Origin of the sequence: Pseudodesulfovibrio sp. 5S69, from assembly GCF_037094465.1 — a bacterium.
Taxonomy (GTDB): domain Bacteria; phylum Desulfobacterota; class Desulfovibrionia; order Desulfovibrionales; family Desulfovibrionaceae; genus Pseudodesulfovibrio; species Pseudodesulfovibrio methanolicus.
The window spans coordinates 3,827,159-3,852,638 of record NZ_CP146609.1; the positions used below are offsets into that span (position 1 = coordinate 3,827,159).

Annotated in this window: 31 protein-coding genes; 17 read left to right on the plus strand and 14 right to left on the minus strand. The window is 64.9% G+C overall.

Going from position 1 to position 25,480, the window contains the following annotated elements; genetic code table 11:
* Positions 1–48: 48 nt before the first annotated feature.
* From V8V93_RS17850 to V8V93_RS17870, 5 genes are all read right to left on the minus strand, one after another.
* Entirely contained in the window at positions 49–912 is an 864-nt protein-coding gene (locus V8V93_RS17850) for a hypothetical protein (RefSeq protein WP_338667996.1), read from the minus strand.
* 21 nt (positions 913–933) lie between these two features.
* The gene (locus V8V93_RS17855; protein WP_338667997.1) at positions 934–1,893 is read right to left on the minus strand and encodes a tetratricopeptide repeat protein; all 960 of its coding nucleotides are present in this window, start codon (positions 1,891–1,893) and stop codon (positions 934–936) included.
* A 91-nt stretch (positions 1,894–1,984) separates the two neighbouring features.
* Positions 1,985–2,755, minus strand: coding sequence for a hypothetical protein (locus V8V93_RS17860; RefSeq protein WP_338667998.1), 771 nt, complete (start codon positions 2,753–2,755; stop codon positions 1,985–1,987).
* Positions 2,739–3,284: a glycogen-binding domain-containing protein gene (locus tag V8V93_RS17865; protein WP_338667999.1), complete on the minus strand. Its 546-nt coding sequence runs from the start codon at positions 3,282–3,284 to the stop codon at positions 2,739–2,741. Before V8V93_RS17865 ends, V8V93_RS17860 begins: the two co-directional genes overlap by 17 nt.
* Positions 3,285–3,307: 23 nt before the next feature.
* Positions 3,308–3,865 (minus strand): RNA polymerase sigma factor, encoded by a 558-nt coding sequence (locus V8V93_RS17870; protein WP_338668000.1) that lies wholly within the window; start codon positions 3,863–3,865, stop codon positions 3,308–3,310.
* A gap of 141 nt (positions 3,866–4,006) precedes the next feature.
* On the opposite strand from V8V93_RS17870, the gene V8V93_RS17875 reads away from it, so the two are divergent.
* From V8V93_RS17875 to V8V93_RS17900, 6 genes are read left to right on the plus strand one after another with little or no spacing between them, the layout of a single operon-like run.
* Positions 4,007–4,528, plus strand: coding sequence for a nitroreductase family protein (locus V8V93_RS17875; RefSeq protein WP_338668001.1), 522 nt, complete (start codon positions 4,007–4,009; stop codon positions 4,526–4,528).
* Complete coding sequence (locus tag V8V93_RS17880; protein WP_338668002.1) at positions 4,528–5,148, plus strand: MBL fold metallo-hydrolase; 621 nt, start codon at positions 4,528–4,530, stop codon at positions 5,146–5,148. The genes V8V93_RS17875 and V8V93_RS17880 overlap by 1 nt, the downstream gene beginning before the upstream one ends.
* A gap of 47 nt (positions 5,149–5,195) precedes the next feature.
* On the plus strand, positions 5,196–5,393 hold the full coding sequence (locus V8V93_RS17885) for a hypothetical protein (protein ID WP_338668003.1): 198 nt from the start codon (positions 5,196–5,198) through the stop codon (positions 5,391–5,393).
* Positions 5,394–5,843 carry a flavodoxin family protein gene (locus V8V93_RS17890; RefSeq protein ID WP_338668004.1) on the plus strand — a complete coding sequence of 150 codons (450 nt, stop codon included), beginning with the start codon at positions 5,394–5,396 and terminating at the stop codon, positions 5,841–5,843.
* A 14-nt stretch (positions 5,844–5,857) separates the two neighbouring features.
* On the plus strand, positions 5,858–6,007 hold the full coding sequence (locus tag V8V93_RS17895) for a hypothetical protein (protein ID WP_338668005.1): 150 nt from the start codon (positions 5,858–5,860) through the stop codon (positions 6,005–6,007).
* 4 nt (positions 6,008–6,011) lie between these two features.
* Positions 6,012–6,737: a ComF family protein gene (locus V8V93_RS17900; RefSeq protein ID WP_338668006.1), complete on the plus strand. Its 726-nt coding sequence runs from the start codon at positions 6,012–6,014 to the stop codon at positions 6,735–6,737.
* A gap of 21 nt (positions 6,738–6,758) precedes the next feature.
* On the opposite strand, the gene V8V93_RS17905 is transcribed toward V8V93_RS17900, so the two are convergent.
* A complete protein-coding gene (locus V8V93_RS17905) occupies positions 6,759–7,157 on the minus strand; it encodes a hypothetical protein (RefSeq protein ID WP_338668007.1) in 399 nt (132 codons plus the stop codon).
* Between the two features lie 280 nt (positions 7,158–7,437).
* Between V8V93_RS17905 and rplU the strand changes: the two genes are divergently transcribed.
* The 3 genes from rplU to obgE all read left to right on the plus strand — a co-directional run bounded on the left by rplU (position 7,438) and on the right by obgE (position 9,176).
* Positions 7,438–7,749: a 50S ribosomal protein L21 gene (gene rplU / locus V8V93_RS17910; protein ID WP_338668008.1), complete on the plus strand. Its 312-nt coding sequence runs from the start codon at positions 7,438–7,440 to the stop codon at positions 7,747–7,749.
* 20 nt (positions 7,750–7,769) lie between these two features.
* Entirely contained in the window at positions 7,770–8,039 is a 270-nt protein-coding gene (gene rpmA, locus V8V93_RS17915; RefSeq protein ID WP_338668009.1) for a 50S ribosomal protein L27, read from the plus strand.
* Between the two features lie 108 nt (positions 8,040–8,147).
* Positions 8,148–9,176 carry a GTPase ObgE gene (gene obgE, locus V8V93_RS17920; protein WP_338668010.1) on the plus strand — a complete coding sequence of 343 codons (1,029 nt, stop codon included), beginning with the start codon at positions 8,148–8,150 and terminating at the stop codon, positions 9,174–9,176.
* A gap of 4 nt (positions 9,177–9,180) precedes the next feature.
* On the opposite strand, the gene V8V93_RS17925 is transcribed toward obgE, so the two are convergent.
* Positions 9,181–9,555: a carboxymuconolactone decarboxylase family protein gene (locus V8V93_RS17925; RefSeq protein ID WP_338668012.1), complete on the minus strand. Its 375-nt coding sequence runs from the start codon at positions 9,553–9,555 to the stop codon at positions 9,181–9,183.
* 90 nt (positions 9,556–9,645) lie between these two features.
* Between V8V93_RS17925 and V8V93_RS17930 the strand changes: the two genes are divergently transcribed.
* On the plus strand, positions 9,646–10,524 hold the full coding sequence (locus tag V8V93_RS17930) for a LysR family transcriptional regulator (protein WP_338668013.1): 879 nt from the start codon (positions 9,646–9,648) through the stop codon (positions 10,522–10,524).
* 95 nt (positions 10,525–10,619) lie between these two features.
* Here the strand turns inward: V8V93_RS17930 and V8V93_RS17935 are convergent, their stop codons facing one another.
* Positions 10,620–12,335, minus strand: coding sequence for a hypothetical protein (locus V8V93_RS17935; RefSeq protein WP_338668014.1), 1,716 nt, complete (start codon positions 12,333–12,335; stop codon positions 10,620–10,622).
* Positions 12,336–12,564: 229 nt separating this feature from the next.
* On the opposite strand from V8V93_RS17935, the gene proB reads away from it, so the two are divergent.
* The 3 genes from proB to V8V93_RS17950 are packed head-to-tail and all read left to right on the plus strand — an operon-like array spanning position 12,565 to position 15,074.
* Positions 12,565–13,725, plus strand: a complete 1,161-nt coding sequence (gene proB / locus V8V93_RS17940; protein ID WP_338668015.1) for a glutamate 5-kinase — start codon at positions 12,565–12,567, stop codon at positions 13,723–13,725.
* The gene (locus V8V93_RS17945) at positions 13,725–14,921 is read left to right on the plus strand and encodes an MFS transporter (RefSeq protein ID WP_338668016.1); all 1,197 of its coding nucleotides are present in this window, start codon (positions 13,725–13,727) and stop codon (positions 14,919–14,921) included. Before proB ends, V8V93_RS17945 begins: the two co-directional genes overlap by 1 nt.
* 6 nt (positions 14,922–14,927) lie before the next feature.
* Positions 14,928–15,074: a hypothetical protein gene (locus V8V93_RS17950; protein ID WP_338668018.1), complete on the plus strand. Its 147-nt coding sequence runs from the start codon at positions 14,928–14,930 to the stop codon at positions 15,072–15,074.
* A gap of 33 nt (positions 15,075–15,107) precedes the next feature.
* On the opposite strand, the gene V8V93_RS17955 is transcribed toward V8V93_RS17950, so the two are convergent.
* The gene (locus V8V93_RS17955; protein WP_338668019.1) at positions 15,108–15,452 is read right to left on the minus strand and encodes a helix-turn-helix transcriptional regulator; all 345 of its coding nucleotides are present in this window, start codon (positions 15,450–15,452) and stop codon (positions 15,108–15,110) included.
* A gap of 91 nt (positions 15,453–15,543) precedes the next feature.
* Between V8V93_RS17955 and V8V93_RS17960 the strand changes: the two genes are divergently transcribed.
* Complete coding sequence (locus tag V8V93_RS17960) at positions 15,544–15,756, plus strand: hypothetical protein (protein ID WP_338668020.1); 213 nt, start codon at positions 15,544–15,546, stop codon at positions 15,754–15,756.
* A 220-nt stretch (positions 15,757–15,976) separates the two neighbouring features.
* Here the strand turns inward: V8V93_RS17960 and V8V93_RS17965 are convergent, their stop codons facing one another.
* Together V8V93_RS17965 and V8V93_RS17970 are read right to left on the minus strand one after the other, a co-directional pair.
* Positions 15,977–16,828 (minus strand): uridine kinase, encoded by an 852-nt coding sequence (locus tag V8V93_RS17965; protein ID WP_338668021.1) that lies wholly within the window; start codon positions 16,826–16,828, stop codon positions 15,977–15,979.
* A 99-nt stretch (positions 16,829–16,927) separates the two neighbouring features.
* A complete protein-coding gene (locus V8V93_RS17970) occupies positions 16,928–18,121 on the minus strand; it encodes a putative sulfate/molybdate transporter (protein WP_338668022.1) in 1,194 nt (397 codons plus the stop codon).
* Between the two features lie 235 nt (positions 18,122–18,356).
* Between V8V93_RS17970 and argB the strand changes: the two genes are divergently transcribed.
* A complete protein-coding gene (gene argB / locus V8V93_RS17975; RefSeq protein ID WP_338670204.1) occupies positions 18,357–19,232 on the plus strand; it encodes an acetylglutamate kinase in 876 nt (291 codons plus the stop codon).
* A gap of 9 nt (positions 19,233–19,241) precedes the next feature.
* Positions 19,242–20,495 carry a gephyrin-like molybdotransferase Glp gene (gene glp / locus V8V93_RS17980; RefSeq protein ID WP_338668023.1) on the plus strand — a complete coding sequence of 418 codons (1,254 nt, stop codon included), beginning with the start codon at positions 19,242–19,244 and terminating at the stop codon, positions 20,493–20,495.
* A gap of 24 nt (positions 20,496–20,519) precedes the next feature.
* Here glp and V8V93_RS17985 read toward each other — a convergent pair whose 3' ends face one another.
* The 3 genes from V8V93_RS17985 to V8V93_RS17995 form a co-directional block, all read right to left on the minus strand.
* On the minus strand, positions 20,520–21,482 hold the full coding sequence (locus V8V93_RS17985) for a discoidin domain-containing protein (protein ID WP_338668024.1): 963 nt from the start codon (positions 21,480–21,482) through the stop codon (positions 20,520–20,522).
* Between the two features lie 154 nt (positions 21,483–21,636).
* Positions 21,637–23,067: an adenosylhomocysteinase gene (ahcY, locus tag V8V93_RS17990; RefSeq protein ID WP_338668025.1), complete on the minus strand. Its 1,431-nt coding sequence runs from the start codon at positions 23,065–23,067 to the stop codon at positions 21,637–21,639.
* A 23-nt stretch (positions 23,068–23,090) separates the two neighbouring features.
* On the minus strand, positions 23,091–24,002 hold the full coding sequence (locus tag V8V93_RS17995; protein ID WP_338668026.1) for an ArsR/SmtB family transcription factor: 912 nt from the start codon (positions 24,000–24,002) through the stop codon (positions 23,091–23,093).
* Positions 24,003–24,166: 164 nt separating this feature from the next.
* Between V8V93_RS17995 and V8V93_RS18000 the strand changes: the two genes are divergently transcribed.
* Entirely contained in the window at positions 24,167–24,976 is an 810-nt protein-coding gene (locus tag V8V93_RS18000) for a PEGA domain-containing protein (RefSeq protein WP_338668027.1), read from the plus strand.
* The last annotated feature ends 504 nt before the right edge of the window (positions 24,977–25,480 follow it).

Sequence of the window (25,480 nt, forward strand, 5' to 3'; positions counted from 1 at the left end):
GGGCCCCGGTACCGGGACCCACCGTCATGGCATGGTGCGCACCGAAGGCTACTTGTTGTGCCCCTTGCCGCCCCCGTTGGAATTGCCGGAGCCGCCCTTGCCGTTGCCGTTGCCGTTGCCGCCCCCGTTGGAGTTGCCGGAGTTGCCGCGGCCGGACGAATCATTACCCTTGGAGGAACCGGAATTCTTGGCGCCGCTCTTGGCCTTGTCCGAGGCCCGGCTCAGGCCCACGGCCTTGGAGCCCTTGCCGCCGCTCACGCCCGGGGTCTTGGACACGCCGGTCTTGACGTTGCGGCCGGTGGCCTTGCCCGCCTGGGCGGATACGGAGGCCATGGCCTTGCCCACGCCGCGGCTCTTGGTCTCGGCCCTCGTCCGGTGCTGGAACTGATTCCTGTGCCCGAGGCCGAGGGTGCTCGGGTGCACACCCAGCTCCTGGGCGATGACGCCCCAACCCATGTCCTCGGCGCGCATGGAGGCGATGGTATCCACGGACACGGAGGCGGCATCGGCCACGGCCTGTTCGGCGTCGGCCTGGGCCTTGTCCAGTTCGGCCTGGGCCGCGTCGAGCTGGGCCTGGGCCACGGCCTCGGCGTCCTCGTCCGCGGCGGCCTGGGCATCGGCCACGGCCTGTTCCGCGTCGGCCACCGCCTGTTCGGCATCAGACACGGCCTGTTCGGCGTCGGCCACGGTCTGGGCCGAAGCGGCAGCCGCGGCTTCGGCCAGGGCCTCGGCCTTGGCGGCCTGGGCCGGGCTGGTAAAGGCCGGGGCGTCCGCTTCCGTGTCGCCGGTCACGTCGCCGGTGGCGTCACCGGTGGGGGCATCCGTCTGCGCCATGGCGCGCGGGACCGCGACCACCAGGGCCAGGACCAGAATGGCAAACCAAAAATTCAATCTATTCAGCATGGTATGCATAGCATATTCTCCTAAGTTAGATTACCGAACTTCGGTAATAAAGCTCACCGACTGGTCCAGGGCGAACGTCTTGTCGCCCACCTGGACGTTCTCGGCGGTTCCAAACCAGCTCAGAGGCAGCCTGCTCCGATCGACGTCCGGATGCGCGTTGAGCATATAGTCGCGGATGGCGGCGGCCCGGGCCTTGGCCAAGGGAGCGTTCCCCTTGACGTAGGCGACTATGTCCACCACCAGCCCCTTGTTGACCTGCATCAATGCGCTGAGCACTTCCAACGAAGCCCAGCCGTCGGCATCCAGGACGCTGGTTCCGGGCTTGAACGCCATGCTCAGCAGCGTGACGTTGCGCTTCCCGATAATGAAATTGCGGTAGGTGAAGTCCCCGTGCAGATTGAGTTGCTCCGTGGCCGTCATGGCCATGCTCCCGTCGGGATAATACTCAAGGAACCGCTTCCATGCCGCGATCTCATCGCTTGTCTTGTCAAGTCCCCTCAAGGCCCGCGCCCTGTTGTACAGCGCTTCCGGGTTGTACGGGTCCAGCTTCAGGACCACGTCGTACTGCTTGAGGGCCTGTGCCCACTGTCCCCGGTCCGCGTAGCCGTGTCCCAGGTAGAGGTGGGCGGAAATATGGTTCGGGTCCAGGCTGATGGCCTTTTCGTAGGCCGCCCTTTCCCTGTCGAAATCCATCATGGCCCAGTAGGCCACCCCGGTCCAAAAGACGTAGTCCGCGTCCTCCGGGGAGAGCCGCACGGCCTTCTGCAGATAGGGAAGGCCCTGCTTGGGCTCGTTCAGGGCCAGATAGTACCGGCCCACGTAATACGCCGAGGCAGCGTCGTCGGGGTTTTCCTTGAGCTGCTCGCCCATGACCTTGATCCCTTCCTCGTATTGTTCCTGCTCCAGATAATACGGCCCCAGCACCTTGGCGCAACCCGCCGCGGCGGACAGGACGGACAAGAGCAACAGCAATGCAATGAACTTCTTCACTCAAACGCTCCCATGGGTTTCCGGACCTCTCGGCCCCTCAATGCGATATACCGGGAATATGGACCCAGGGTCACATACAAATCAAGAAATGTTAATGAGAGAGGGTGCGGCCGGTGAGGCTGCGGCTGGTGAAGCCGAGGCGGATGGAGGCGTCGCCCAGAGTCCCGCCGTCGGCCAGCACGGCGGCCGCGCCGGCGGCGATGTCCCGGTCCGGGAGCCCCCGCTGTCGGGCGATGAGCACCAGGCGGATAAAGTAGCGCCACTCCGGGGTCAGGGAGCCCGCGCCGAACCCGGCCTCAAGCACCTTGCGGGTCAGCCCGTAGTCGAACTTGGCCTGGCCCAGGAGGGAGACCATCTCCGCGCCGGTCAGGAAGGCGTCGGCCGGCTGCCCGGAAAACTCGTCGACGTAGGCCTTGACGTCCTCGCGCAGGGCCCCTTTGGACACGCCCTCGCCCAGCGCCACCAGGACGCGGGGGTCGATCTCGGCGCGCGGGCCGGGCAGGAGCTCGGCCACGAAGAGATAGTCGGCGATGCGGGTCTGCAGGGCGCGGACGATGAGCGGCGGCCGGACGCGCTTGGACAGCCCTTCCACCAGCTTGTCTTCCAGGGGGGCCAGGGGGAGCTTGAGGCCGCAGGCCTCGATGAGCGGCTGGAGCAGGCTTGCCCCGTCCGCCTCGGACAGGTCGCCCGCGGCCACGGAGGAGCGGACGCGGTCCACGGTTTCGGAATAGACGCCGCACTCGCGGGCGCGGTCCGCGAGGGTGGAGAGGCTTGCATCCCCGGCTCCTGCCGGGCGTGCCGGGAAGGACAGGCACAGCACCAGCAGGAGGGCCAGGGTCTGGAGGCTATAGCGTCTGTTCATGTTCCCCATTCACGAAAACTATCGAATTCCGGTTGCCGAACCCGTCGTCGCTGGTCATGGGCGCATCGGGATCGGGCACGAGCTGCTTTCCGTTCACCAGGAACAGGTACTCGTGGTCGCCCGGAGGGAGTTGGGCTTCGAGTATCCATGCCTGCGCATCCGGACTGTACCACATGACCGAGCGGTCCGCCCGCCAATTGTTGAAGGACCCGATGACCGAGACCTTGCGGGCGTGCATGCCCGCATCGTGCAGGACGAAGCGCACGGAGGCAAGCCTCGGGCCGTTGTCTTCCAAAGGCCCCCGGGTGGTCACGAAGACCAGGGCCAACAGGGCCACGGCCAGGGTCATGGCCGGAATGGCGGTGATCGGCCGGACGGTCAGGACCCTCGGGCGCAGGAGCCACAGGCGCAACCGCGTCCACAGGGCCGGCCGTTTGGGTTCCAGCCGGGCCATGATCCGATCGGCCAGGTCCGCGGGCGGCTCGACCTCGGGCTCGGTCTGCACGGCGTGGATGATGATATCTTCCATACGCGTCTTGTTTCGTTTTTCCATCATGGGTTGTTTCCCCCGTCGAATTGCTGCCGGACCATGTCCAGCCCTCTGCTCAGGCGCATCTTGGCCGCGCTCACGCCGATCCCCAAGGTCTTGGCGATTTCCTGCATGCTGAAATCGTAGCGGTACCTGAGGAGGAGCGCCTCGCGATATTTCGGGTCGAGGTCCATCACGGCCGCAAAGGCCTTGGCCCCATCGAGCCGGTCGTTCATGACCCGGGACTCGTCCCATCTATCCTGTTCGCGGACCATGACCGAGGCATCCTCCACGAACACGTGCCTGTCCCGGCCCTCCTTGCGGAGCCAATCCCGAGCCACGTTCAGGGCCAGCGTATACAGCCATGGGAAAAACCGCCTGCGCTGGTTGAAGGACTCGAGCTTCTCGTAGGCCCGGACAAAGGCCTCCTGGGCGAGGTCGGCCGAGATGTCCTCGTCGCCCGTCATGCGGAGCATGAGATTGTACACGGGCCGCTGGTACTCGCGTACCAGGGTGCCGTAGAGCTGGACGTCGCCCAGCAATATGGTCCGTACTATTTCCGCTTCGCGTTTATCTTTCATTTCCCTTCCGGCGGGCCCAAAGGGGACCGCAACTCATCTGCAACATACTATACGCATCCGCGCCGGTTCGGGTCACAGCCTCTTGCCCGGAGTTTCGTACTAGGCTATCAATATACATGTATACACAAGGAGAAAACAACCATGGATTCCCGCGACAACCCGGTGCTCCAGGCCATCCGCGAGCGCCGCTCCATCCGCAAGTTCACCGAAGAGCCGGTGGACAAACAGACCCTGACCGCCATCCTCGAAGCCGGGCAGTGGGCCCCCAGCGGCATGAACAACCAGCCCTGGCGCTTCCTGGTCGTCACCCGCGACGACCCGCGCATGGAAAAGCTGGCCGTGTGCACCAAATATACGCCCATCGTCCGCGCCTCGGCGGCCTGCATCTGCGTGTTCCTGGACAAGGGCGCCCTGTACGACGAGATGAAGGACCACCAGGGGGCCGGGGCGTGCCTCCAGAACATGCTCCTGGCCATCCACGCCCTCGGCCTGGGCGCGGTCTGGATCGGCCAGATCGTCAACGACCAGACGGCCGCCCTGTCCGCCCTGGGATTGGACGTGGCCGCCCTTGAACTCCAGGCCGTCCTCGCCCTGGGGCATCCCGACCAGAAAGGCGCCGCCAAGCGCAAACCCCTCTCCGAACTCATGCTGGAGGACTTTTGATGGACATAGCGACCTTCCCGCTGGGCGCCTTGCAGACCAACTGCTACGTCTTGAGCAACGGCCGCGAGGCCGTGGTCGTGGACCCCGGCGGCGACCCCGCGCCGCTGCTGCAACACCTCGAAGCCGAGGGGTTGTCCCTGACCGCCATCCTGAATACGCACCTGCACTTCGACCACACCGCGGGCAACAAGGCGCTCGCCGAGGCCACGGGCGCGCCGATCCTGGCCAACGACGCGGACGGCTACCTCCTGGACACCTGGCTGGGCAGGGGCGGCGAGATGGGCCTGCCGCCGCTCGACCTCTACGAATGGACGAACCTGGAGCCGGGCGAGACGACCTTTGCCGGGGCGCCGTGCACCGTGTTCCACACGCCGGGGCACTCGCCGGGCAGCCTGACCTTCTATTTCCCGGACGCCGGGGCGGCCTTCGTGGGCGACCTGATCTTCTACCGGTCCATCGGGCGCACGGACTTTCCCGGCGGCGACATCGAGGCCCTCAAACGCTCGGTCCGGGAGCACGTCTTCACCCTGCCGCCCGAGACCCGGCTGCTGTCCGGGCACGGCCCGGAGACCACGGTCGCGGACGAGCGCAACCACAACCCGTTTCTCGGGGGATTCTGATCATGAGCGAACCGGTTCGCATCGATATCCGCGACAAATGTTGAGGGGTGGGACTGGAGGTAGGTTGGTACCTCCGTTTCGCCAGGACGGACCGCATCGAGGCCCTGGTCTCCCTCAAGGGGGCGGCCCAGGTGCGTCATGAGGAACACGTCTTTCCGGACTGGGCCTTCGAGATCGAAGAGCGCGAGGACCACGCCCGGGCGGTCATGACCCGCAAGCAACCCGTGTACGACAAGGAGCCCTGAATGGACCACGCCGCCGTCTTCGCCTGTTCCCACCGCCGGGGGGGCAACTCCGACCACGCCGCCGAGCTGTTGGCCGAGGGCGTGCGCCGGGCGGGCGGCGAGGCCGAGGTGCTCCACGTACGCAACTTCGAGGTCATGCACTGCCTGGCCTGCGGCTACTGCGACGCCCCGGAGCGGACCGGGCGCGAACGCTGCGTGCTCGGCCCCACGGACCAGGCCTGGGACCTGTTCGCCCACTGCCTGTCCGCCCGGACCATCCTGTTCGCCTCGCCCATCTACTTCTACCACCTGCCCTCGCGGTTCAAGGCCTGGATCGACCGGGGCCAGCAGTTCTGGCGGGCCCGGCTCTACAGCGAACCGTGGATCGCGGGCCTGCCCAAGCGCACGGCCCACGCGGTGCTCCTGGCGGGCCAGCCCTCGGGCGAGAAGCTCTTTGACGGGCCCGGCTGACGCTCAAGTATTTCGTGCATAATTTCAACATGACCCTGGCCGACCCCCTGGTCTTCCGCGGGGTGGACTCGCGCAGCGACCTGCGGACCAAAAACGATTTCGAGACGCGCATCGCCGAGCTGGGGGCCGTGGCCTGGAAAGCGGCGACGGACCGGGCGGACTGAGCCCGTGTTCCGGCCGGTCCTGACCCTCGCCCGGAGGCTCGGCCTGCGCGCCGGGCGCTGCGCGGTCTGCGGCACGGTGGTGCCCGACGGCGGCAGCCCCCTGTGCGCAGCCTGCGCCGGGGCGCTGCCCCTGCGGACCGGCGGCCTGTGCCCCGCCTGCGGCGAGATGTCCGGCCGGAAGGAGGACCCTCCCTCCCTGTGCCCGGAGTGCCGGGCCGACCCGCCGCCCTGGGACGAGCTCTATTTCCACGGGCAATACGCCGGGGCCATGCGCCGCCTGATCATCGGCTACAAGTTCCACAACCGGTTCGAACGCAGTCGGCTCCTGGGCACGCTCGGGGTGAGCGCCTTCACCGCCCGGCGCGGACGCGTGCCCGACGCGGTGGTCCCGGTGCCCCTGCACGACCGGCGGCTGGTCTGGCGCGGCTTCAACCAGAGCCTGGAGATCGCCCGCGGCCTGGCCCGGCACGTGGACAGCCCCCTGCTGATCCACGGGCTGACGCGCACGCGCAACACCCCGCCCCAGACCCGGTTCGGGCTGAAGGAACGGCAGGCCAACATCAAGGGGGCCTTTGCGGCGGATTCGGCCCTGGTCAAGGGCAGGCGGCTGCTGTTGGTCGACGACGTGTACACCACGGGCTCGACCCTGCGGGAATGTGCCCGGACCCTGAAGCGGGCGGGCTGCGCCGGGGTGGACGTCCTGGTCCTGGCCCGGACCGTGCTGGAGTAGCCCGGCCCGCGGACGTCCCGGCTAGTACCGATATTTCAGGCGCCACCCGAACTCCACGGAGTCGAACGGTTTTTCCGCCTTGAACTTGTTGTAGTAATGGATTTTTTTATTGGTCTTCGCGGTCCGGACCCGAAGTGGAACGGTGGCGACCACCGCATTACCCCTGACCAGCCGGAGCTTCATCCGGGCGTCACGGATCCGGCCCACCCCCTGGAAGAGCGCGTCCCCGCGAATGACGTATGCCCCGTTGATCCTGCGTTCCAGGCGGTACCTATACCGCACCGACGTGCCGTCTCTGAAGCTCTCTTCCCGTGTGTGGATGTCCGGCCCGGTCAGCTCGCCGGTGGGCACCGCCTTGATCCCGCATCCGGCCAGCAACGAACGGCCCGCCAGGAGCAGGACGCTTCGCACCTTCCCCATATAGATAACCCTATGCTTTTCTTGTAGTAAAACAGCAGTAGTGTATACATGTCGACGTGCCGGGACAAGCCTGAACACGCCCCCCGGATTCGAACGGGCTCTGGCAGGGGTACGGCGCCGGTCCCGCACCGGCCGGGACTTGCGGACCAACCCAGAAGGGATGTATTGTCCGGAGCGGGGGAAAAAGGGCAAAAAAAAGCGAAAAAACCGGGTTCGGGGCTTGACTTCCACCGGGGGTTGCGGCTAGGTTGCCTCCTCTTACGAATTGGAGGTTCTAACTATGTTCGCTATTATCGAGACCGGCGGGAAACAATACCGCGTTGAAGAAGGTCTTGAACTCAATGTAGATTTGCTGAAGGCTGATGCCGGCGACGCGCTGAGCATCGATTCCGTTCTCCTGGTCGACAAGGACGGCGACACCAAGATCGGTGCCCCGTACGTCGATGGAGCAAAGGTCGAGTGCGAAGTCCTGGGCCATCTCCGCGGCGACAAGGTCGTGGTCTTCCACAAGCTGTCCAAAAAGGACGCCCGCAAGACCCAGGGTCACCGCCAGGATTACACCAAACTGAAAGTCAATTCCATCACGGCCTAGCGCCTGGAAGGGAGGATAACATGGCTCATAAGAAAGCTGGTGGTAGCTCCAGAAACGGTCGCGACAGCGCCGGTCAGCGGCGTGGCGTGAAGCGCTTTGGCGGTCAGGAAGTGGTTGCCGGCAACATCCTCGTGCGGCAGCTCGGTACCAAATTTCACCCCGGCGACGGCGTCGGCGTGGGCAAGGACTACACCCTGTTCGCCCTGGTCGACGGCGTGGTCAAATTCGAGAAGTTCACCCGCAAGAAGGTCGTCAAGACCCGTGTGAGCGTGACGCCCGCCGAGGCCTAGTTCTCGATTACGCAAGCATAGTTGCCGGGCAGGGAGACGTCATGCTCCCTGCCCGTTTTTTGCGTTGAGGGGACAGCGGCCAACTCGGCGAAAGAGTAGGGAAAGAGCATGAAATTCGTGGATGAAGCGACCATCAAGGTGGCGTCCGGCAAGGGCGGCAACGGCTGCGCCAGCCTGCGGCGCGAGGCCAACGTGCCCAAGGGCGGCCCGGACGGCGGCGACGGCGGCAAGGGCGGCGACGTGATCTTTCGCGGCTCCGGCCGGTTGATGTCGCTCTACGACTTCCGCCTCAAGCGCCACTACACGGCCAGAAACGGCCAGTCCGGCATGGGCCGCGACCGCTACGGCAAGGCCGCCGACGACCTGATCGTCGATCTGCCCGTGGGTACGCTCATCTTCGAGATCATCGAGGAGGAGGACGGGACCGTCCACGAGGAGCTGGTCGCCGACCTGGTGGAGGACGGCACCGAGATCGTCATCTGCAAGGGCGGGGACGGCGGACGCGGCAACCTGCACTTCAAGTCCTCGGTCAACCGCACCCCGCGCTACGCCGAACCCGGCTTTCCGGGTGAGGAGAAGCAGCTCCGGCTGGAACTCAAGATCCTGGCCGACGTGGGGCTGCTCGGCCTGCCTTCGGCGGGCAAGTCCACTTTCATCGCCAAGGTCTCGGCCGCCCGGCCCAAGATCGCGGCCTACCCGTTCACCACGCTGGTGCCCAATCTCGGGGTCATCGAGAACGACGACTTCACCCGCATGGTCATCGCCGACATCCCCGGTCTGATCGAGGGGGCGAGCGAAGGGCGCGGCCTGGGCATCACCTTCCTCAAACACGTGGAGCGGACCCGCTTTCTGGTCCACATCCTGGCCGCCGAGGACGTCAACCGCGACGACCCGGCCGACGGCTACGACCTGCTCAACCAGGAGCTGCGGGAGTACAACGCCGAAATGGCCCTCAAGCCGCAGATCAAGGTCATCAACAAGATCGACACCCTGTCCGAAGAGGAACTGGCCGACATGAAGGCCAAGGTCGCGGCTTCCGGGCAAACGGTCTACTTCATTTCCGCCCTGACCGGCGAGGGCGTGGACGAGCTGCTGGCCGCCATGTGGTCGCAGCTCGCCCAACTCGACGCCGAATAGCCCCCTACTTTCGCTCGGCGAAGACCGCCTTGGCGGCGAAGATCGCGTTCAGCGCTGCCGGGAACCCCGCGTAGACCGCCACCTGCATGAAGGTCTCGACGATCTCCTCGCGCGTCCAGCCCACGTTCAGCGCGCCGTGGATGTGCACCTTGAGCTGCGGCTCGCACGCCCCCTTGGCGGCCAGGGCCGAGATGGTGATCAGCTCCCGATCCTTGAGGCTCAGGCCCGGCCGGGCATAGATGTCCCCGAAGCCGAATTCGAGCATGAGCCGTCCGAAGTCCGGGGCGATGTCCGCCAAGGCCGCCACCACCTTGTCTCCCTGTTCCCCGTCCACGCGGCCGAGCATCTCCAAACCTCGTTCATAGCGTTCGTTGTCCATGACAACCTCCTTTTTCTTGACTATGGCCCCGGAGCCGTGACACGTCCAATATTGCTTTTCACGTGCTGTGATATGGTGTAGATATCAGCTATGAACAGCCGTCAGATGCGCTATTTCCTGGCCGTGGCCGAGACTCTGCACTTCCGCCGGGCAGCCGAATCGCTGCACATGACCCAGCCGCCGTTGTCCATGCAGATCGCAGCCTTCGAAGAGGAATTGGGCGTGGCCCTGTTTGTCCGCGACCGGCGGTCCGTGGTCCTGACCGAGGCGGGCGAGAGCCTGCTCGCGGACGTGCGCCGCATCCTGGGCGAGATGGAGGCGGCCGAACGGCGCGCGAAAGACACGGGATTGGGGCGCGTGGGCAGGCTGCGCGTGGGCTTCATCGGCCCGGCCATCGACGGCCCGCTGGGGGCTGACCTCAAGGCCTTTGGCGAGAGCCACCCCGGCATAACCCTGGAGTTGTCCGAAAAGTCCACGCCGGAGCTGGTGGAGGGAGTGCGCGGAAAGCGGCTGGATGCGGCCGTGGTCCGGCTGTCCGGGCAGAGGCCGGACAGGCTCGAACACCACGTCTACCACCGGGAAACCTATGTCCTGGCCGTACCCGCCGGGCATCGTCTGGCCGGGGTGGCGGCCATTGAGCCGATGATGTTGGACGACGAGCCGCTGATCATGTTCCCCCGCCCCCTGAACCCGGTGTTGTACGACCAGTGGACCGCCCTGCTCTCCGGAGCTGGGGCGCGCCTTCGCGTGGCCCAGGAGGTCCTGACCAAGCACGCCACCGTGGCCCTGGTGGCGGCGGGCCTGGGCGTGTCGCCCGTGCCCCGCTCCACGGCGGACACCGGGCGCAGGGACGTGGCCTTCGTGCCCTTTGCCGCCCGGACGCCGGAGCTCACGTTCCATCTCATCGCCCGCCCCGAGCCTCACGGCGCGGCCCTGAAGACCTTTATCGATCAACTCGTTGGGAAGTAGCCGCGCCCGGCAGGGCACGACCTCGCAGGGGATACCCCCCGAAACGCGGGAAACGGCATACCCACGGATCTGTTCAGGAGCGAAAAACCAATCTATTACAGTCTTTTGATCCCGAAACCGCTGCCCTTGTTGCCCAGGTTTCCGCGGCCGCGCACGTTCCGGTACATCTCGTAGACGCCGTCCATGGTCAGGTCGATCTCCGCGCCCAAGGAGCGCAGGGCGGCGCGCGGGTCCGGGTCGGCCTCGTCTATGCCGCCCTTATAGAACACGTTGGCCCCGTCCGGGCCGCTGTTGTTCAGCCGGTCGTAGTCGACCAGGGTCATGAGGGTGTCCGGGCCGTGCTCGTCGGGCTGGAGGAACTCCCGGGTCTCTTGGGACTCCTTGGCCACAGTCTTGCCGTTTTCGAAAATCTCGGTGGTGTGGGAGGAGCTCTGCAGGACCGCCGGGCGGTCGCCTTCGGTCAGTCCGCCCCCGGTGCGGAAGGGTAGGCGGTCGTCGACACCGCGATTCGGGGCGTTCCGGGCCCGTTGGCTGTCCTGCTTGCGCATGACCATTTCGCCGTCCTCGTAGAGTTCGGTGGTCCAGTCCACGGCAAAGGGCTTATTGCGGTGGCCGTACTCGGCCATGTCGGCGGCAAAGCTGTACTGCCCCTTGGCGGCGGACCGGCCTATCCCCTCAATGAAGAATTCAGGCGCGGAGGAGCTTTCCGCCAGCTTCTTGCCCAGCAGCTCCGGAGCACTCTGCGGCTCGGGAGTGAGATATTCATCGGCGCTCATGCCCAGGAGCTCCAGGACGCTGGGCCGCTTCATGAGGCCCTGCCCATCGAACTCGTCCAAGCGGAAGGAACCGGAGCCGTGCTTGACCAACTCTCCCTCCTTGTACCAGCTGACGTCCACGGTCTGGTACTGCTTGCCGTCCTTGCCGCCCGTCCCGTTCTCCGATTCGTCGGTGACCGTCCCCTCGAACAGGAGATTTCCGTCACGGTCGAACTCCTGGCTGACCACGGAAAGCTGAGCGTCGTGGTAAAGCTCGCGGGTGGACATGGGACCCTGCCCATCCACATACTCGGCGGCGTTACGGTTGGACTGCTGGACGAACTCGCCCGCCTGGTCGATGACGAGGCTCTTGGAGAGCTGCTTGTTGTCGTAGAATTCCTGGATGTCAGCGTGATAGCTCAGGTTGTGCGACTCCACGGTCAGCGCGCGGACCAGACTGTCCGTGTCGTTGCCCATCTTGCCGGTCATGCGCGAAAGGTCGTTGCCGGACAAGCTGATGGTTCCCCCTGCGGGATTCTTGGTACGTAGGAACATCTCGTCGCCCAGGGTACGCTCGATCTGCCCGTTCTTGAACCAGGTGACCGAGCGGTTCATGACCGCGCCGGACCAGCCGTTCTTGGTCTCAAGCCGGGCCATCTCCGCATGGATGGTCTGGGAGACCTTGCCGTTCTTGTCATAGTAGCTGGTGTCGAGCACGGCCCGGCCGTCGGCCATGGTCCCATCCACCGACTTGACCAGCTTGTCCCCGTCGTACTCGCGCACGGTCAGGGTTTCGCCGTCAACGTCGATGATCTCGGTATGCCCGTTCTTGAGGGTGCGTTCGGAGTGGTTAGAGCCGGACAGGCCGTAGGACAACCCCCAGGGCGAGTCCCCGCTCTTGCCGGTGGTTTCCTGGCCGCCCAGGCCTACGGAGTCGGCAACCTCGGCACGGGCCTTACGTCTGGCCTCATCGCTGATGGAAACCACGTCCAACGAGGTGGATGAGCCCGTCTTTCCGGTGGAGTCGGCCCTGTCCCGGTTTACGGAATAAGCCATAGCGGTCGAAGTGCCACTGACTGGATCGATCATGTCTGCTCCTTATCTCGTTCCGGGCGGATACGGCTTGGTTCACTGCATCATATCGGCATCCGCTCATACATCTTTATATCGACCAGACTGTTAAATGACATTTTAATTATGAATAACGCCGGAAGGCTTGAACGATACGGAATCCCGCTCAAGTCCTTTCTTGCAGGCCGGAACCAGTTGGAGTACCGTGCGCCCCATGACGAAATCGCGCATCTCCAGAGACTCCCTGCTCGACAACGTCCGGCGGGTAGTGGTCAAGGTCGGCTCGGCCGTACTGGCCACCCGGGACGGCCTGAACGGCACGGCCATCAACCGGCTGGCGGACCAACTGGCGACATTGTCCGACCGGGGACTGGACGTGGTTCTGGTCTCCTCAGGCGCCGTGGCCGCGGGCAGGCAACGCATCTTCGAGCGGACCCGCAAGAAGCACCGCAACGGCAAGGACATGGTTTCCCGGCAGGCGGCCTCGGCCGTGGGCCAGGGGCGGCTCATGCACGACTACGACGAGGCCTTTGCCCGGCACGGCAAGGTCACGGCCCAGGTCCTGCTGACCCGCAACGGGCTCAAGCTCCGCGACCGCTTCCTGAACGCGCGCAACACCCTGGAGAGGCTCCTGGAATGGGGCGTCATCCCGATCATCAACGAGAACGACACCGTGTCCACGCGGGAACTCGAATTCGGGGACAACGACACCCTGGCCGCCATGTGCCTGGGGCTCATCGGCGCGGACCTGTTCGTCAACCTGACCTCCGCCGACGGGGTCTTCGACAGGAACCCGGACGGCAACCCCGACGCCAGGCCCATCCCGCTCATCGAGGACATCGCGGCCCTGGACCTGGAAACCATGTGCGACGGCAAGACCAACGTGGGCACGGGCGGCATGTATTCCAAGCTGCGCGCAGCCCGGCGGGCGGCCCAGTTGGGCGTACCCACCCTGATCGCCTCGGGCAAGGGCGCGTTCGACATCCCCGCGTCCCTGGACGGCGGCGACACGGGAACGCTCATCCTGCCCGACGACCGCGTGGTCTCCAGCAAGAAATTCTGGCTGGCCTACCGCGACGACCCCTGCGGAGCCATCCTGGTGGACGGCGGCGCGGCCAAGGCCTTGCTGACCAAAGGCACGTCGCTGCTGCCCATCGGCATTACCGGGGTGGAGGGCTGCTTCGGACGCGGTGCGCTCATCTTCATCAAGACCGAGGACGGCGACGAACTCGGCGTGGGCCAGACCAACTACTCGGCCGACGAATTGACGCAGATCAAGGGCAAGCGCACGGACGAACTGGCGGCCATCATCGGCCCCACGGTCTCCGACGAGGCCGTGCACCGCGACAACATGCTCCTGGACGCGGCCATCTGATGCGCAGGCTCTACCTCGACCGCAATCTCCAGTACGTCTTCGGCGTCACGCTCATGGCCGTGCTCGGCGTGTCGTCCATCATCCCGGCCCTGCCGGACATCATGAAGGGCCTGCACTTAAGCCCGGTGCAGATCGGCCTGGTCATCTCCGCCTTTACCCTGCCCGGCGTGCTCTTCTCGCCGCTGGTCGGGATCATGGCCGACCGCGTGGGCCGCAAGGTGCTCCTGGTGCCTTCGCTGTTCGTGTTCAGCGGCTTCGGCTTCGCCTGCTTCTTTGCTCGGACCATGGACCAGCTCCTGATCCTGCGTTTCTTCCAGGGCGTGGGCGCGGCCCCGCTGGGCGTACTCTACTCGACCATGATCGGCGACCTGTACCATGGGGTGGAACGCGGCCAGGCCATGGGCTACAACGCCTCGATCCTGGCCATGGGCACGGCCGGATACCCGGCCATCGGCGGCGTCCTGGCCCTGCTCGGCTGGAACTATCCCTTCCTGTTGCCCTTGCTGGCCGTGCCCCTGGGGCTGGCCATTCTTTTTTTCATGAATACCCCGGAGCCCGACAAGTCCGGCAGCCTCAAGGAATATTTCGCGGAAGCGCTCAGGCGGATGAAAACGCGCGAGGCCATGGCCCTGTTCGCCACCACCCTGCTCACCTTCGTCATCCTGTACGGCCCGCTGATCACCTACCTGCCCATCCTGCTCAGCCACCGCTTCTCGGCCTCGTCCGCGACCATCGGGCTGGTCTTCCTGGCCGCGTCGGGCTTCACCGGGCTGGCCTCGTTCCAGCTCGGCAAACTGACCCAGCGCTTCGGGCAGAAAACCCTGCTCTCGGCCGCAGCCGTGTTCTACGGTCTGTGCATGCTCTTCACCCCGCACGCGCCGTCCCTGCTCCTGACCATCCCGCCGGTCATCTGCTTCGGCCTGGCCCAGGGGCTGAATATCCCCACGGTCATGACCATGCTGACGACCATCGCGCCCATGGAACAACGCGGCGCGTTCATGGCCGCCAACGGACTGCTGCTGCGGCTGGCCCAGACCGTGGCCCCGATGATCATGGGCGGGCTCTACGCCCTGGGCGGCATGAACGCCGTGTTCTGGGGCGGATTCGTCTGCGCCGTGGCCATCCTGATCCTGGCGCGCTTCTACATCGTCAACATCAACCCGACCCCTAATCGGGTGGACCCCGCACACCGATAAGACAGTATGACTACCCTCCGCTCCCGCCTGCAACACAGGCTCAATCCCCTGCATGTCTATTGCAGGCTCCGCTCCCTGGGCATGGCCCATCGGGCAGCCGTCATGGTCTCCAGTTGCTGGGAACGCGCCCTGTACCGGCACATCCTGTCCTGATCCGCCCCGCGACCCGCCGGGGCCGCCCGGCCGCTACGATTCCCTGTACCGCCGGATAAAGGCGTCCAGCCGGTCGCGCTGCTTCTCCATGTGCAGAATCCACGCCTCAAGGACCTCAAGTCCTTCGTCCGTGACCGAATAGACCCGCTTGGCAGGGCCGTCCCCCTCACTGTCCCAACTCGAAACGACCAGCCCGTCCTCGTCCATCTGACGCAGGTGGCGGTAGATCATGCCCGGAGGGGCGTCCCCGCGCAGGAACCCGTAGTCCCCGATGGTCTGGATGAGCTGGTATCCATAGGAAGGCCCGGCCTTGAGGGCCATGAGCAGGGAGGGCTGTACGTAACGCTGCGGCTTGGAGCCGCCCACTTTTTTCGACATGAGTGCAATGTCCTTCTTGACTATAGGTGCTTTAAGGATATATATTCAGTATAGACCAATGTCCATCAGGGCACAACCCAAGGAGGCAATCATGAAGATTTTCGTACGTGAACGCATGCGGTCCGAGGAAGGAACCAAGAAGCCGAGATTTCGCGTGGTCGGCGTGCAGGGCGGCGATCTGAAGATCTACGCCAAGCGCATCCGCAAGTGCGAACTCAACGCTCTGGCCGAGCACACCGGGGCGGAGATCATCTACATCACCCGCGACGGCGAAGGGAGTGAAGGCAAGCGCGCCGCGGCGTGAAGCGGCTTCCGATAACGGGCCACCCGAATCGCTCCAATGCAAGAGAAAAAGCCCCTGGCTCAACACTGAGCCAGGGTTTTTTTGTGCCCCCCGCCCCGCGAAGCGGCAATAAAAAGCTTAGGAAGGATGGGGGGATGGGGGTCCGGGGGTCCGAAGAGGAAAGGGAACCTTTTCTCAAAGGGTTCCCTTTCCCCTTCCCGGCCGCCGGAGGCATCTCTATCTAGTCCTTGTAGATAATCGTGCCTACATGTTCGCCGTCCAGGGCGGCATGAAGGTGCTCGGGGTGGCGCAGGACGTCGATGATCTGGAACGACTTGAGGGTCTTGGCGTTCTTGAGGAAGGTCAGGACCGGGCGTTCGACGATGAGGTCGTCGAGGTCGAGCTTGAGCAACTCGTCCACATGGATCCTGTCGAAGAACTTGAGGCCGTCGCGGCTCTTGGACTTCTTGGGGTCGCTCTCGAACATGCCCTTCTCGTCCTTGAGATAGATGAGCGAGCGGGCGCCGATGTTCTCGGCCAGGAGGAAGGCCCCGGAGTCGGTGCGGTGCGGCGGGATGGAGCCGTGCTCGGCCGGATGCTCGAAAAAGCCGTAAGGCGGGATGCCGGTGGTGATGGGCAGGTAGCCGAGTTGGCAGTACATGTGCAGTTGTTCCAGGTGATCGCCGTGCCCGATCAGTGCGCCGCCGTGCTTGGCCAGCAGGACCGAGAGCATCTCGGCGTTCTGGGCCGAGACCTTGTCGCCGAGCTTGGACAGCACGCCGGTGGGCATGCCCAGGTCCACGCCGATGGAATAGACGTGGCGGGCCCGGGTACCGCCGCCGCACATGAGCAGGATCTTGTGCTTTTCCTTGGCCTTAACCAATTCCTTGAGAATGGGAAACAGCGCCTTGGCCCCGCGATCCATGATGGACTGCCCGCCAATCTTGAGCACGTTCACGTCCGGCTGCATGCGGAAATACTCGCCCGCCTCGGTGCTCCTGAGCACAGCGCGGTCCACCAGGGATTCGCCCATGAGCGGGGTGTCGATATGCAGCCTTCCCTTGGCGTCCTTTTCCTTTATCAGCTTGCCCATGCGGATTTCCTCCCGGTCGGTTCTCGGATTCTCAAGCATTGTACCCGACAAGAAAAAAATGGCAAGCCGATTAGAATTGAGCCGAGTCGAGCATCATGCCTAGATGGAAATCCTGCCCCGGACGATGATCCAGTTCATGCAGATGCCCACGCCGAAGGCCCAGGCCAGGTTGGAAGCCATGGTGATGCCGAGCATGACCATCATGACGAACAGACCGGAGCGGGTCTGGATGTCCTGGATGGTCAGGGCCAGTTGGGCCCCGGCAAAGAAGAGGAGCATGCCGAGCACACCCATGGGCAGCAGGTGCAGGATGTTGATGGCCTGGGAGCCCAGGAGCACGGCCAGGGCCACGAAGAGCACACCGATGATCACGTTGGAGCCCGCCGTGCGCGCCCCGAAGGCGTAGTGCGCGGCCAGGCCGCCCGCGCCGTGACAGACCGGCATGCCGCCCACCAGGGCCGCGAAGACGTTGGCCAACCCCATGGAGACGCACAGGGCGCGGTCCGTGACCCGGCGGCTCTCGTTGCCGAAGTATTCGAAGCTCAGGTCCCGGCTGGCGATGACCGCGTTGCCCATGGTCATGGGAATCTGCGGCGCCACCAGGGCGAGCAGGGCGAAGCTGAAGTCCGGCAAGGTCGGGATGCCGAAGGGCAGGATCTCGGGCAGATGCAGGCCGATCTGGATCTCGGTGAGTTCGCGCCAGGCCCCGAACAGGGTGCCGAAGACCGCCCCGGCCGCGACCACGACCAATCCGGCCGGGAAGCGGTTGCTGCGCAACAGCAGCAGGGCGATGAGCCCGAAGAGCACGCCGGAGACGATGGACATGGACACCGGCCCCAAGGACTGGACCAGCAGGAACGGCTCCGGAACCCCGTCCATGAGCTGGAGCGGGTTCTTGCCCACGATGAGGAAGACGCCCTTGGACAGAAGCAGGATACCGGTGGACAGCTGCACGCCCCGGATGACCGCCTTGGGCACCAGGCGCGCCACCCGGTCCACCAGGCCGGTGGTCCCGAGAAACAGGAGGATTACGGCCAGGAGGATGCCCGAGGCGGTGATCATCTGCGGCGACAGGGCCAGGCCGATGGCGTAGGCCGAGATGACCTTCATGGGCTGTACCGCGATGGGCACCCGGTAGTAAAACCCGGCCAGGAGGTACATGAGTCCCACGGTCAGGAACAGCCCGGTGGCGGACAGCCCGTTGATCATGATCATGCCGAAGGCCAGCGGCAGCAGGGTCCCCAGGTCGCCCATGGAGCCGGCCCATTCCATCCTGTTGAAGCTCAGTCGCATATGGTTATCCTCTGGTTAATTTCCTCGGACTTTAGGAGGATTTAACAGAATCCGGACAATGCCTGCAACAGCAATCTGTTGACTTCGCGGCAATTCCTCGGCTTCGCACCCAAATGCCCCACTCAAGGCCGCAATTGACTTCCTGCCGTATTTCCACGACAATTCGGCCTTATTCCGGCATATTTCCGGCAACCAGGAGCCAGGCATGAAACACGAGTCCATCAGCAAGCGGGACATGAAGCGGTACCAGCTTCAGGCCAAATCCATCATCGAGACCCTGCCGTTCATCACCGAATTCTACGGCAAGACCATCGTCATCAAGTACGGCGGCAACGCCATGATAGACGAGGACCTGAAGCACGCCTTCGCCCTGAACATCCTCCTGCTCAAGTACATAGGCATCAACCCGGTGGTCGTGCACGGCGGCGGCCCGCAGATCGGCAAGATGCTGAAAGCGCTGAATATCGAGTCCCATTTCCGCGAGGGGTACCGGGTCACGGACCAGGCCACCATGGACGTGGTCGAGATGGTCCTGGTCGGCAAGGTCAACAAGGAGATCGTCAACCTGATCAACCTGCACGGCGGCCAGGCCGTGGGGTTGTCCGGCAAGGACGGGCGGCTGATCACCGCCGAACCCAAGGAGCTGGCCGTCGAGAAGAAGGACGCCCCGCCCGAGATCATCGACCTGGGCAAAGTGGGCGAGGTCACCTCGGTCAACACCAAGCTCATCCACTCGCTGCTGAACGACGGGTTCATCCCGGTCATCGCGCCCGTGGGCGTGGACGAGGCGGGCGCGACCTACAACATCAACGCCGACTCCGTGGCCGGGGCCGTGGCCACCGCGCTCGGGGCCAAGCGGCTGTACCTCTTGACCGACGTGCCCGGCCTGCTCGACGCCGAGGGCGAGTTGATAACCTCCCTGACCGCCAAGGAGGCTTTCGAGGCCATCCGCTCGGGCGTGGTCACCGGCGGCATGATCCCGAAGATCACCTGCTGCCTGGAGGCCGTGGCCGGAGTGGAGAAATCGGCCATCATCGACGGCCGGGTCGAGAACTGCATCCTCCTCGAACTGTTCACCAAATCCGGTGTCGGCACCGAGATCATCTACTAGGTCGAAAGCATGGAACACGGATTTTTCACCATCATCGCCCGCTCCGAGTTCGAGACCCTGCTGCGCGGCTTCGCGCCGCTCGGCCCCGAGACCGTGGACCTGGCCGAAGCGGCCGGACGCGTCCTGGCCCAAGGCCTGATCGCGCCGCACGACTGGCCCCTGCTCAACCGCTCCTGCATGGACGGGTTCGCACTCAATGCCCGCGACGCGTTCGGGGCCGGAGAGTCCAACCCCGGCTACCTGGAGTGCGTGGCCGCCCTGCCCATCGACAAATTGCCGGACACCGCCCTGACCCCCGGCGAGTGCGCGCGCATCGCCACCGGCGGCGTGCTGCCCGAGGGCGCGGACGCCGTGGTCATGGTCGAGCACACCCAGGCCATGCAGGACGAGACCGTGGGCGGGACCATCGAGATACGCAAGTCCGTGGCTCCGGGCGAGAACGTCATGCAGCGCGGCGAAGACGCCCGCAAGGATGCCGAAGCCCTGCCCGCCGGGACGGTCCTGCGCCCCCAGGAGATCGGTATGGCCGCGGCCCTGGGCTTCGAGGAACTTTCCCTGCGCAAACGGCCCCGAGTGGGCATCCTGTCCACGGGCGACGAACTGATCGAAGTCGGCCGGACCCCCAGGCCGGGCCAGGTGCGCGACGTAAACACCCACACCGTGGCCGCCCTGGTGGAACAGGCGGGCGGCGTGCCCGCACCCTACGGCATCATCAAGGACGACCTCCAAAGCCTGAGCCGGGCGCTCGAAAAGGCCATCGCCGAAAACGACATGGTCCTGTTGTCCGGGGGCAGCTCCATCGGCGTGCGCGACCTCACGGTCCGGGCCATCGAGGCCATGGAGGACGCGGATATCCTGGCCCACGGGGTGGCCATCAGCCCCGGCAAGCCGACCATCCTCGGCCGCGTGGGCAACAAGCCCGTGCTCGGCCTGCCGGGCCAGGTGACCTCGGCCCTGGTCGTGGTGCACGTCCTGGTCCTGCCGCTGATCCGGCACCTCATGGGCGACGCGCGGGCCTTTTCGCCGACCCGGCGCTGCCTGCGCAAGGCCGAGCTGGCCCGCAACGTGGCCTCCAAGCCGGGCCGCGAGGACTATGTGCGCATCCGCCTGGAGGAGCGCGACGGACACCCCCCCCTGGCCCACCCGGTGCTCGGCAAGTCCGGCCTGCTGCGGACCATGGTCCAGGCCCACGGCCTGGCCGTTATCCCGGCCGAGTCAGAGGGGCTCTACGCCTCGGAGTTGATTGATATTTGGATTGTCTAACAGCTTGATCTAGCTGTTATTCGATTAGAAATCTTCTTCCTGTCCGTCGAGTTCGAGGATCTTCCAGCCTTCGCGCCCCTTCATGAGCACGAAAACCGAATCGTCCTCCAGGCTTTTGTCCAGCTTGCCCACCTGCACGCGGTAGCTCCCGAACACACGGACCTCGGCCACGTCCTTGTCCATGTAGACCAGCTCGAAACCGAGCCCGGACGGGTCCACCTTGGCCGAACGAAACAGCTTGAAGGTCCCGCGCTGGCGCTGAACCTCCTTGAAGACCTCGAACTGGAAGTCGAACCGGTCGCGCACGTGGGGCGCGAACAGCAGATAGAAGTCGTCGTCCAGGGAGGCCTGCCTGACGTAGAAGTCCCGGAGCAGCGCCTTGATCTCCTCGGGCACGGGGTTGATCGTATCCGCGGGCGGCACCTGCGGCACGAACTGCCCGTCCGCCGCGTCCTTGCCGGCGTCCCCGTCTTGCGGTGCGGACATCAGCGTCAGGTACAGCTTGACCTCGGACACGGCCAGCTTCATCCGCGCCAGGGGCACGCCCTCGGGGAACACCGAATCGACCACGATGCGCAGCGACTTGGCAGGCTTGCCGGGGCACTTGATGACCTGCTCGCCCTTCTCGTCGCGCAGCCAGAAGGGAAACTCCGAACCGTCGGGATAGACCACCCGGCCCGACCGGATGCGCCGGAACTTCTCGAACTGTCCTTCGCCCTGGTGCCCGTTGTAGATGCCCAGGCCCGTGATCCGCACCGGCATATCGAAGGAAAACTCCATCCACTGCCCCTCGCCCGAGGAAATGCTCCCCCCGGCCCAGGCCGTGGACGGGTCCCCGTCCATCAGGTTCCCCGGCGCATATTCGAAGGCCAGGTCCACCTTGAAGCTGGACACCCGGACGTTCACGTTCAGGGCCCACGCCGGGCCGGTCCACAGAAGGACAGCCAGCATAAGCGGCAGGATTTCGTACCAGCGGGTGTTCACCATGACGGACTACCTATCACATCAGCCCCCGGCCCGTCCGCATAAACATGGGGGTAAAACGGCACGGCCTGCGAAAGGATTATGGAGGCCCGCCGCGTCACAAAAAAAGGGGAGCCCGAATGGCTCCCCCCTCTTCATTACGGATGCAATCGTTCAACTAGTAGCGGTAGTGGTCGGGCTTGAACGGACCTTCCACGTCCACGCCGATGTAGTCGGCCTGCGCCTTGGTCAGCTTTTCGAGCTTGACGCCGAGGCGGGCCAGGTGGAGGCGGGCCACTTCCTCGTCCAGCTTCTTGGGCAGGATCATGACCTTGGGCTCATAGTCGTTCTTGGCCAGGTCGATCTGGGCCAGGGCCTGGTTGGTGAAGGAGTTGGACATGACGAAGCTCGGGTGGCCGGTGGCGCAGCCGAGGTTGACCAGGCGGCCTTCGGCCAGGACGATGATGGACTTGCCGGACGGCAGGGTCCACTTGTCCACCTGGGGCTTGACCTCCTTGCGCACGCAGCCGGGGGTCTTCTCCAGGTAGACCATCTCGATCTCGGAGTCGAAATGGCCGATGTTGCACAGGATGGCCTCGTCCTTCATGGCCTCCATGTGCTTGCCGGTGACCACGTGGTAGTTGCCGGTGCAGGTGACGAAGATGTCGCCTCGGGAGGCGGCGTCGTCCATGGTGGTCACCTCGTACCCTTCCATGGCGGCCTGCAGGGCGCAGATGGGGTCGACCTCGGTGATCAGCACGCGCGCGCCGAAGCCGCGCATGGACTGGGCGCAGCCCTTGCCCACGTCGCCGTAGCCGACCACGACCACGACCTTGCCCGCGACCATCACGTCGGTGGCGCGCTTGATGCCGTCGGCCAGGGACTCGCGGCAGCCGTACAGGTTGTCGAACTTGGACTTGGTCACCGAGTCGTTGACGTTGATGGCCGGGAAGAGCAGTTCGCCCGCGCGCTGCATCTCGTAGAGGCGATGCACGCCGGTAGTGGTCTCCTCGGACACGCCGCGGACCTTCTTGGAGATCGCGGTCCACTTGGTCGGGTTGGCCTTCACCGAGGCGGCCAGGCGGTCCATGATGATCTGGAACTCGTGGACGTCGTATTCCTTGTCCGCGATGGACGGATCGGCCTCGACCTTGACGCCCTGGTGGATGAGCAGGGTGGCGTCGCCGCCGTCGTCCACGATCAGATCCGGGCCGGAGCCGTCGGGCCAGGTCAGGGCCTGCTCGGTGCACCACCAGTAGTCCTCAAGGGTCTCGCCCTTCCAGGCGAAGACCTTGGCCATGCCGGAGTCGGCAATGGCCGCGGCGGCGTGGTCCTGGGTGGAAAAAATGTTGCAGGACGCCCAGCGGATGTCCGCGCCCAGCGCGTGCAGGCACTTGATGAGCATGGCGGTCTGGATGGTCATGTGCAGGGAGCCCGTGACCTTCAGCCCCTTGAGCGGCTTTTCCTCGCCGTATTTCTCGATGATGGCCATGAGGCCGGGCATCTCTCGCTCGGACAACTGCATCTCCGTGTGGCCCCACTCGGCCAGGGACATGTCGGCCACCTTGCTTTCGCACTTCGGATCGACGGGCATGACGTTCTTGGACATAAATACCTCCAAATAAGGGATTGTTATCGTTTTTCGGCCTCGTAAAGGACCACCACGAGGCCCATGTTGACCGTAAATTCCGTAACCGACCGGATATCGAAGCGGGCCTCCTCCAGCCAGAGGCACATGCTCTCGCGGGGGATGCCGAGGCGGCGGTCGCCGTACTCCGAACGCATGAGCTCGTTCTCGTGCTGGTCGAACTCGGCGATGATCAGCCGTCCGCCGATCTTGAGCACGCGCCCCGCCTCGCGGATGGCGTCCAGCGGCATGGCCAGGTGGTGCAGGACCAGGGACATGACCGTGCAGTCCGCCTCCCAGTCGCGCAGGGGCAGGTGGGTCATCTCGCCGATGCGCAGGCTCATGTGCCCGTCGCCGGAGAACCGTTCCTCGGCCAGTTCCAGCATCTTGGGCGAGTTGTCCACGCCGATGACCGACCGCGACGAACGGGCCAGGATCTCGAGCATGTCGCCCGTGCCGCAGCCGATGTCCGCGGCGCAGTCGCACTCGGGCAGCCTCGCCTGGATCTCGCGGCCCAGGTCCAGGTCGCCCAGAACCTCGGCGGTCATGCGATCCCATTCGGGTGCGATGTCGTCGAAGAACTGGCGGGTGGCCACCGTGCGCTCCAGAATGACCTTCTCGGCCCGGTTGCGGTCCCGCTTGAGCTCGGGCTCGCCGGACATGAGCTCGCGCACGCCGTTCAGGAACGCCCGGCCGGGCCCGTCGTCGCTGGCCCGGTAAAAGGCCCACAGCCCCTCCCGGCGTACGCCCACCAGCCCGGACTCGGACAAAATCTTGAGGTGTCGCGAAATCCGCGACTGCCCCATCTCCATGACCTGGACGATTTCACCCACGTTGAGCTCGTATTCCAGCAGGACATTGACCAGACGCGCCCGAGTTTCATCTGACAACGCTTTGCAATATTTGATTATTTCCATTCGCTTCGCTCTATATCAGGATATCTTGATATACGGAACAACACCTACCTACATAAGAAGCGCCGACCGGTCAAGCCCAGGCAAGGGCGGTATTTTTTCCGATATCTCATTGAACAATGGAATCTTCTTCCGTATAGCCAAGAAAAATTCTGTGAGGAGTACCTATGAAGTCCCTGCATCCGCTTATTTTTTTGGTCTGTATCGTCCTGTCCGCCTGCTCCGCCGCCACCCAGAACATCCCGGTCAGTTCCAATCCCGACGGGGCGCAGGTTCTGGCCGACGGACAGGCCGTGGGCACCACGCCGTGCAACGTCACCCTGGAAAAGACCCAGCCGCACATCCTGACCGTCAAGAAGGACGGCTTCAAGCAGGTGGACGTGCAGATCACCCGCAAATACGACACCGCGGGTGTGACGCGCGACGCCACCCAGTCCGGACTGTGGCAGAGCTCCAACGGGGCCGACGCCGAAGGGGCCGTGGCCAACGCCCTGATGAGCGTCGGGGCCGAAGAGGAGTCCGGCGACGCCTATGTGCTCTCCCCCGCCTCGGTGGTGGTCCGGCTTCAACCCGCCAACGGTCAGGCCGCCCAACCCGTGGCCCAGGCCGACGCGCCCGTGACCATCTCCGCGGACCAGCTCGACCCGGCCGACCAAAAGCGTCTGAAACAGAACCAGGCCGGAAACGTCTCAACCACCGAGCCCGCCTCACTGGGCAGCGCCGTGGCCGATGACCCGGCCAAGGAGGTCGAGGCCGTGCTCGAAGGCGCCGCAGTGGCCGCCCCCACCGTGGGCACGGACAAGAAATGGGACACCAGCCACACCTCCACCAAGCACGAAGGGGACGGCTCGTACACCAAGACCACCACCAGCACCTCGGCCAGCGTCGGCGTTCACGTCAATCCCGTGGAGGCCGGGCTCGAAGCGATCAAGTTCCTCGAAGGCGACGAAGGCTCCGACAGCCAGTCCTCCGAATAGCCGATTCCGTTCAACTCCAGGAAAAAAGGGGCCCGCGCAAGCGAGGCCCTTTTTCGTCTCGGCCTCCGGCGTGCCCTCGCCGGGCGGGCGTCTCCGACGGCTGGGGCGCTGCCCAGACCCCGCCAGGGGAACCCTTTGAAAAGGGTTCCCCCTGGACCCCCTCCCAAACTTTTTGGCGCCGCTTCGCGGGGTGCGTCCGCGATACGCCGCGCCTCTTCCTACACATTGTCTTGCCCGCACATCCCTCGCGTAGAAGCCCCCCCGCCTCGACCCGCCGCACGCGCGCATGCGCATACACAAAGTTTAGGAAGGGAGAGGGGATGGGGGTCCGGGGGAAGGGTTTCCCGCTCCCCTTCCCCCGGCCGCCGGAGGCATCCCCCCCGCCCCTTTTTTTTGCAAACGTTGCGCGGCTTGGATTATGCTTGCCCTGGCCGGAGGATTTTTGCGATAGTATGCTAGGACATTCGCCAAGCCGGTTGGCGAAGCGCTGCTGGAATTCCACCG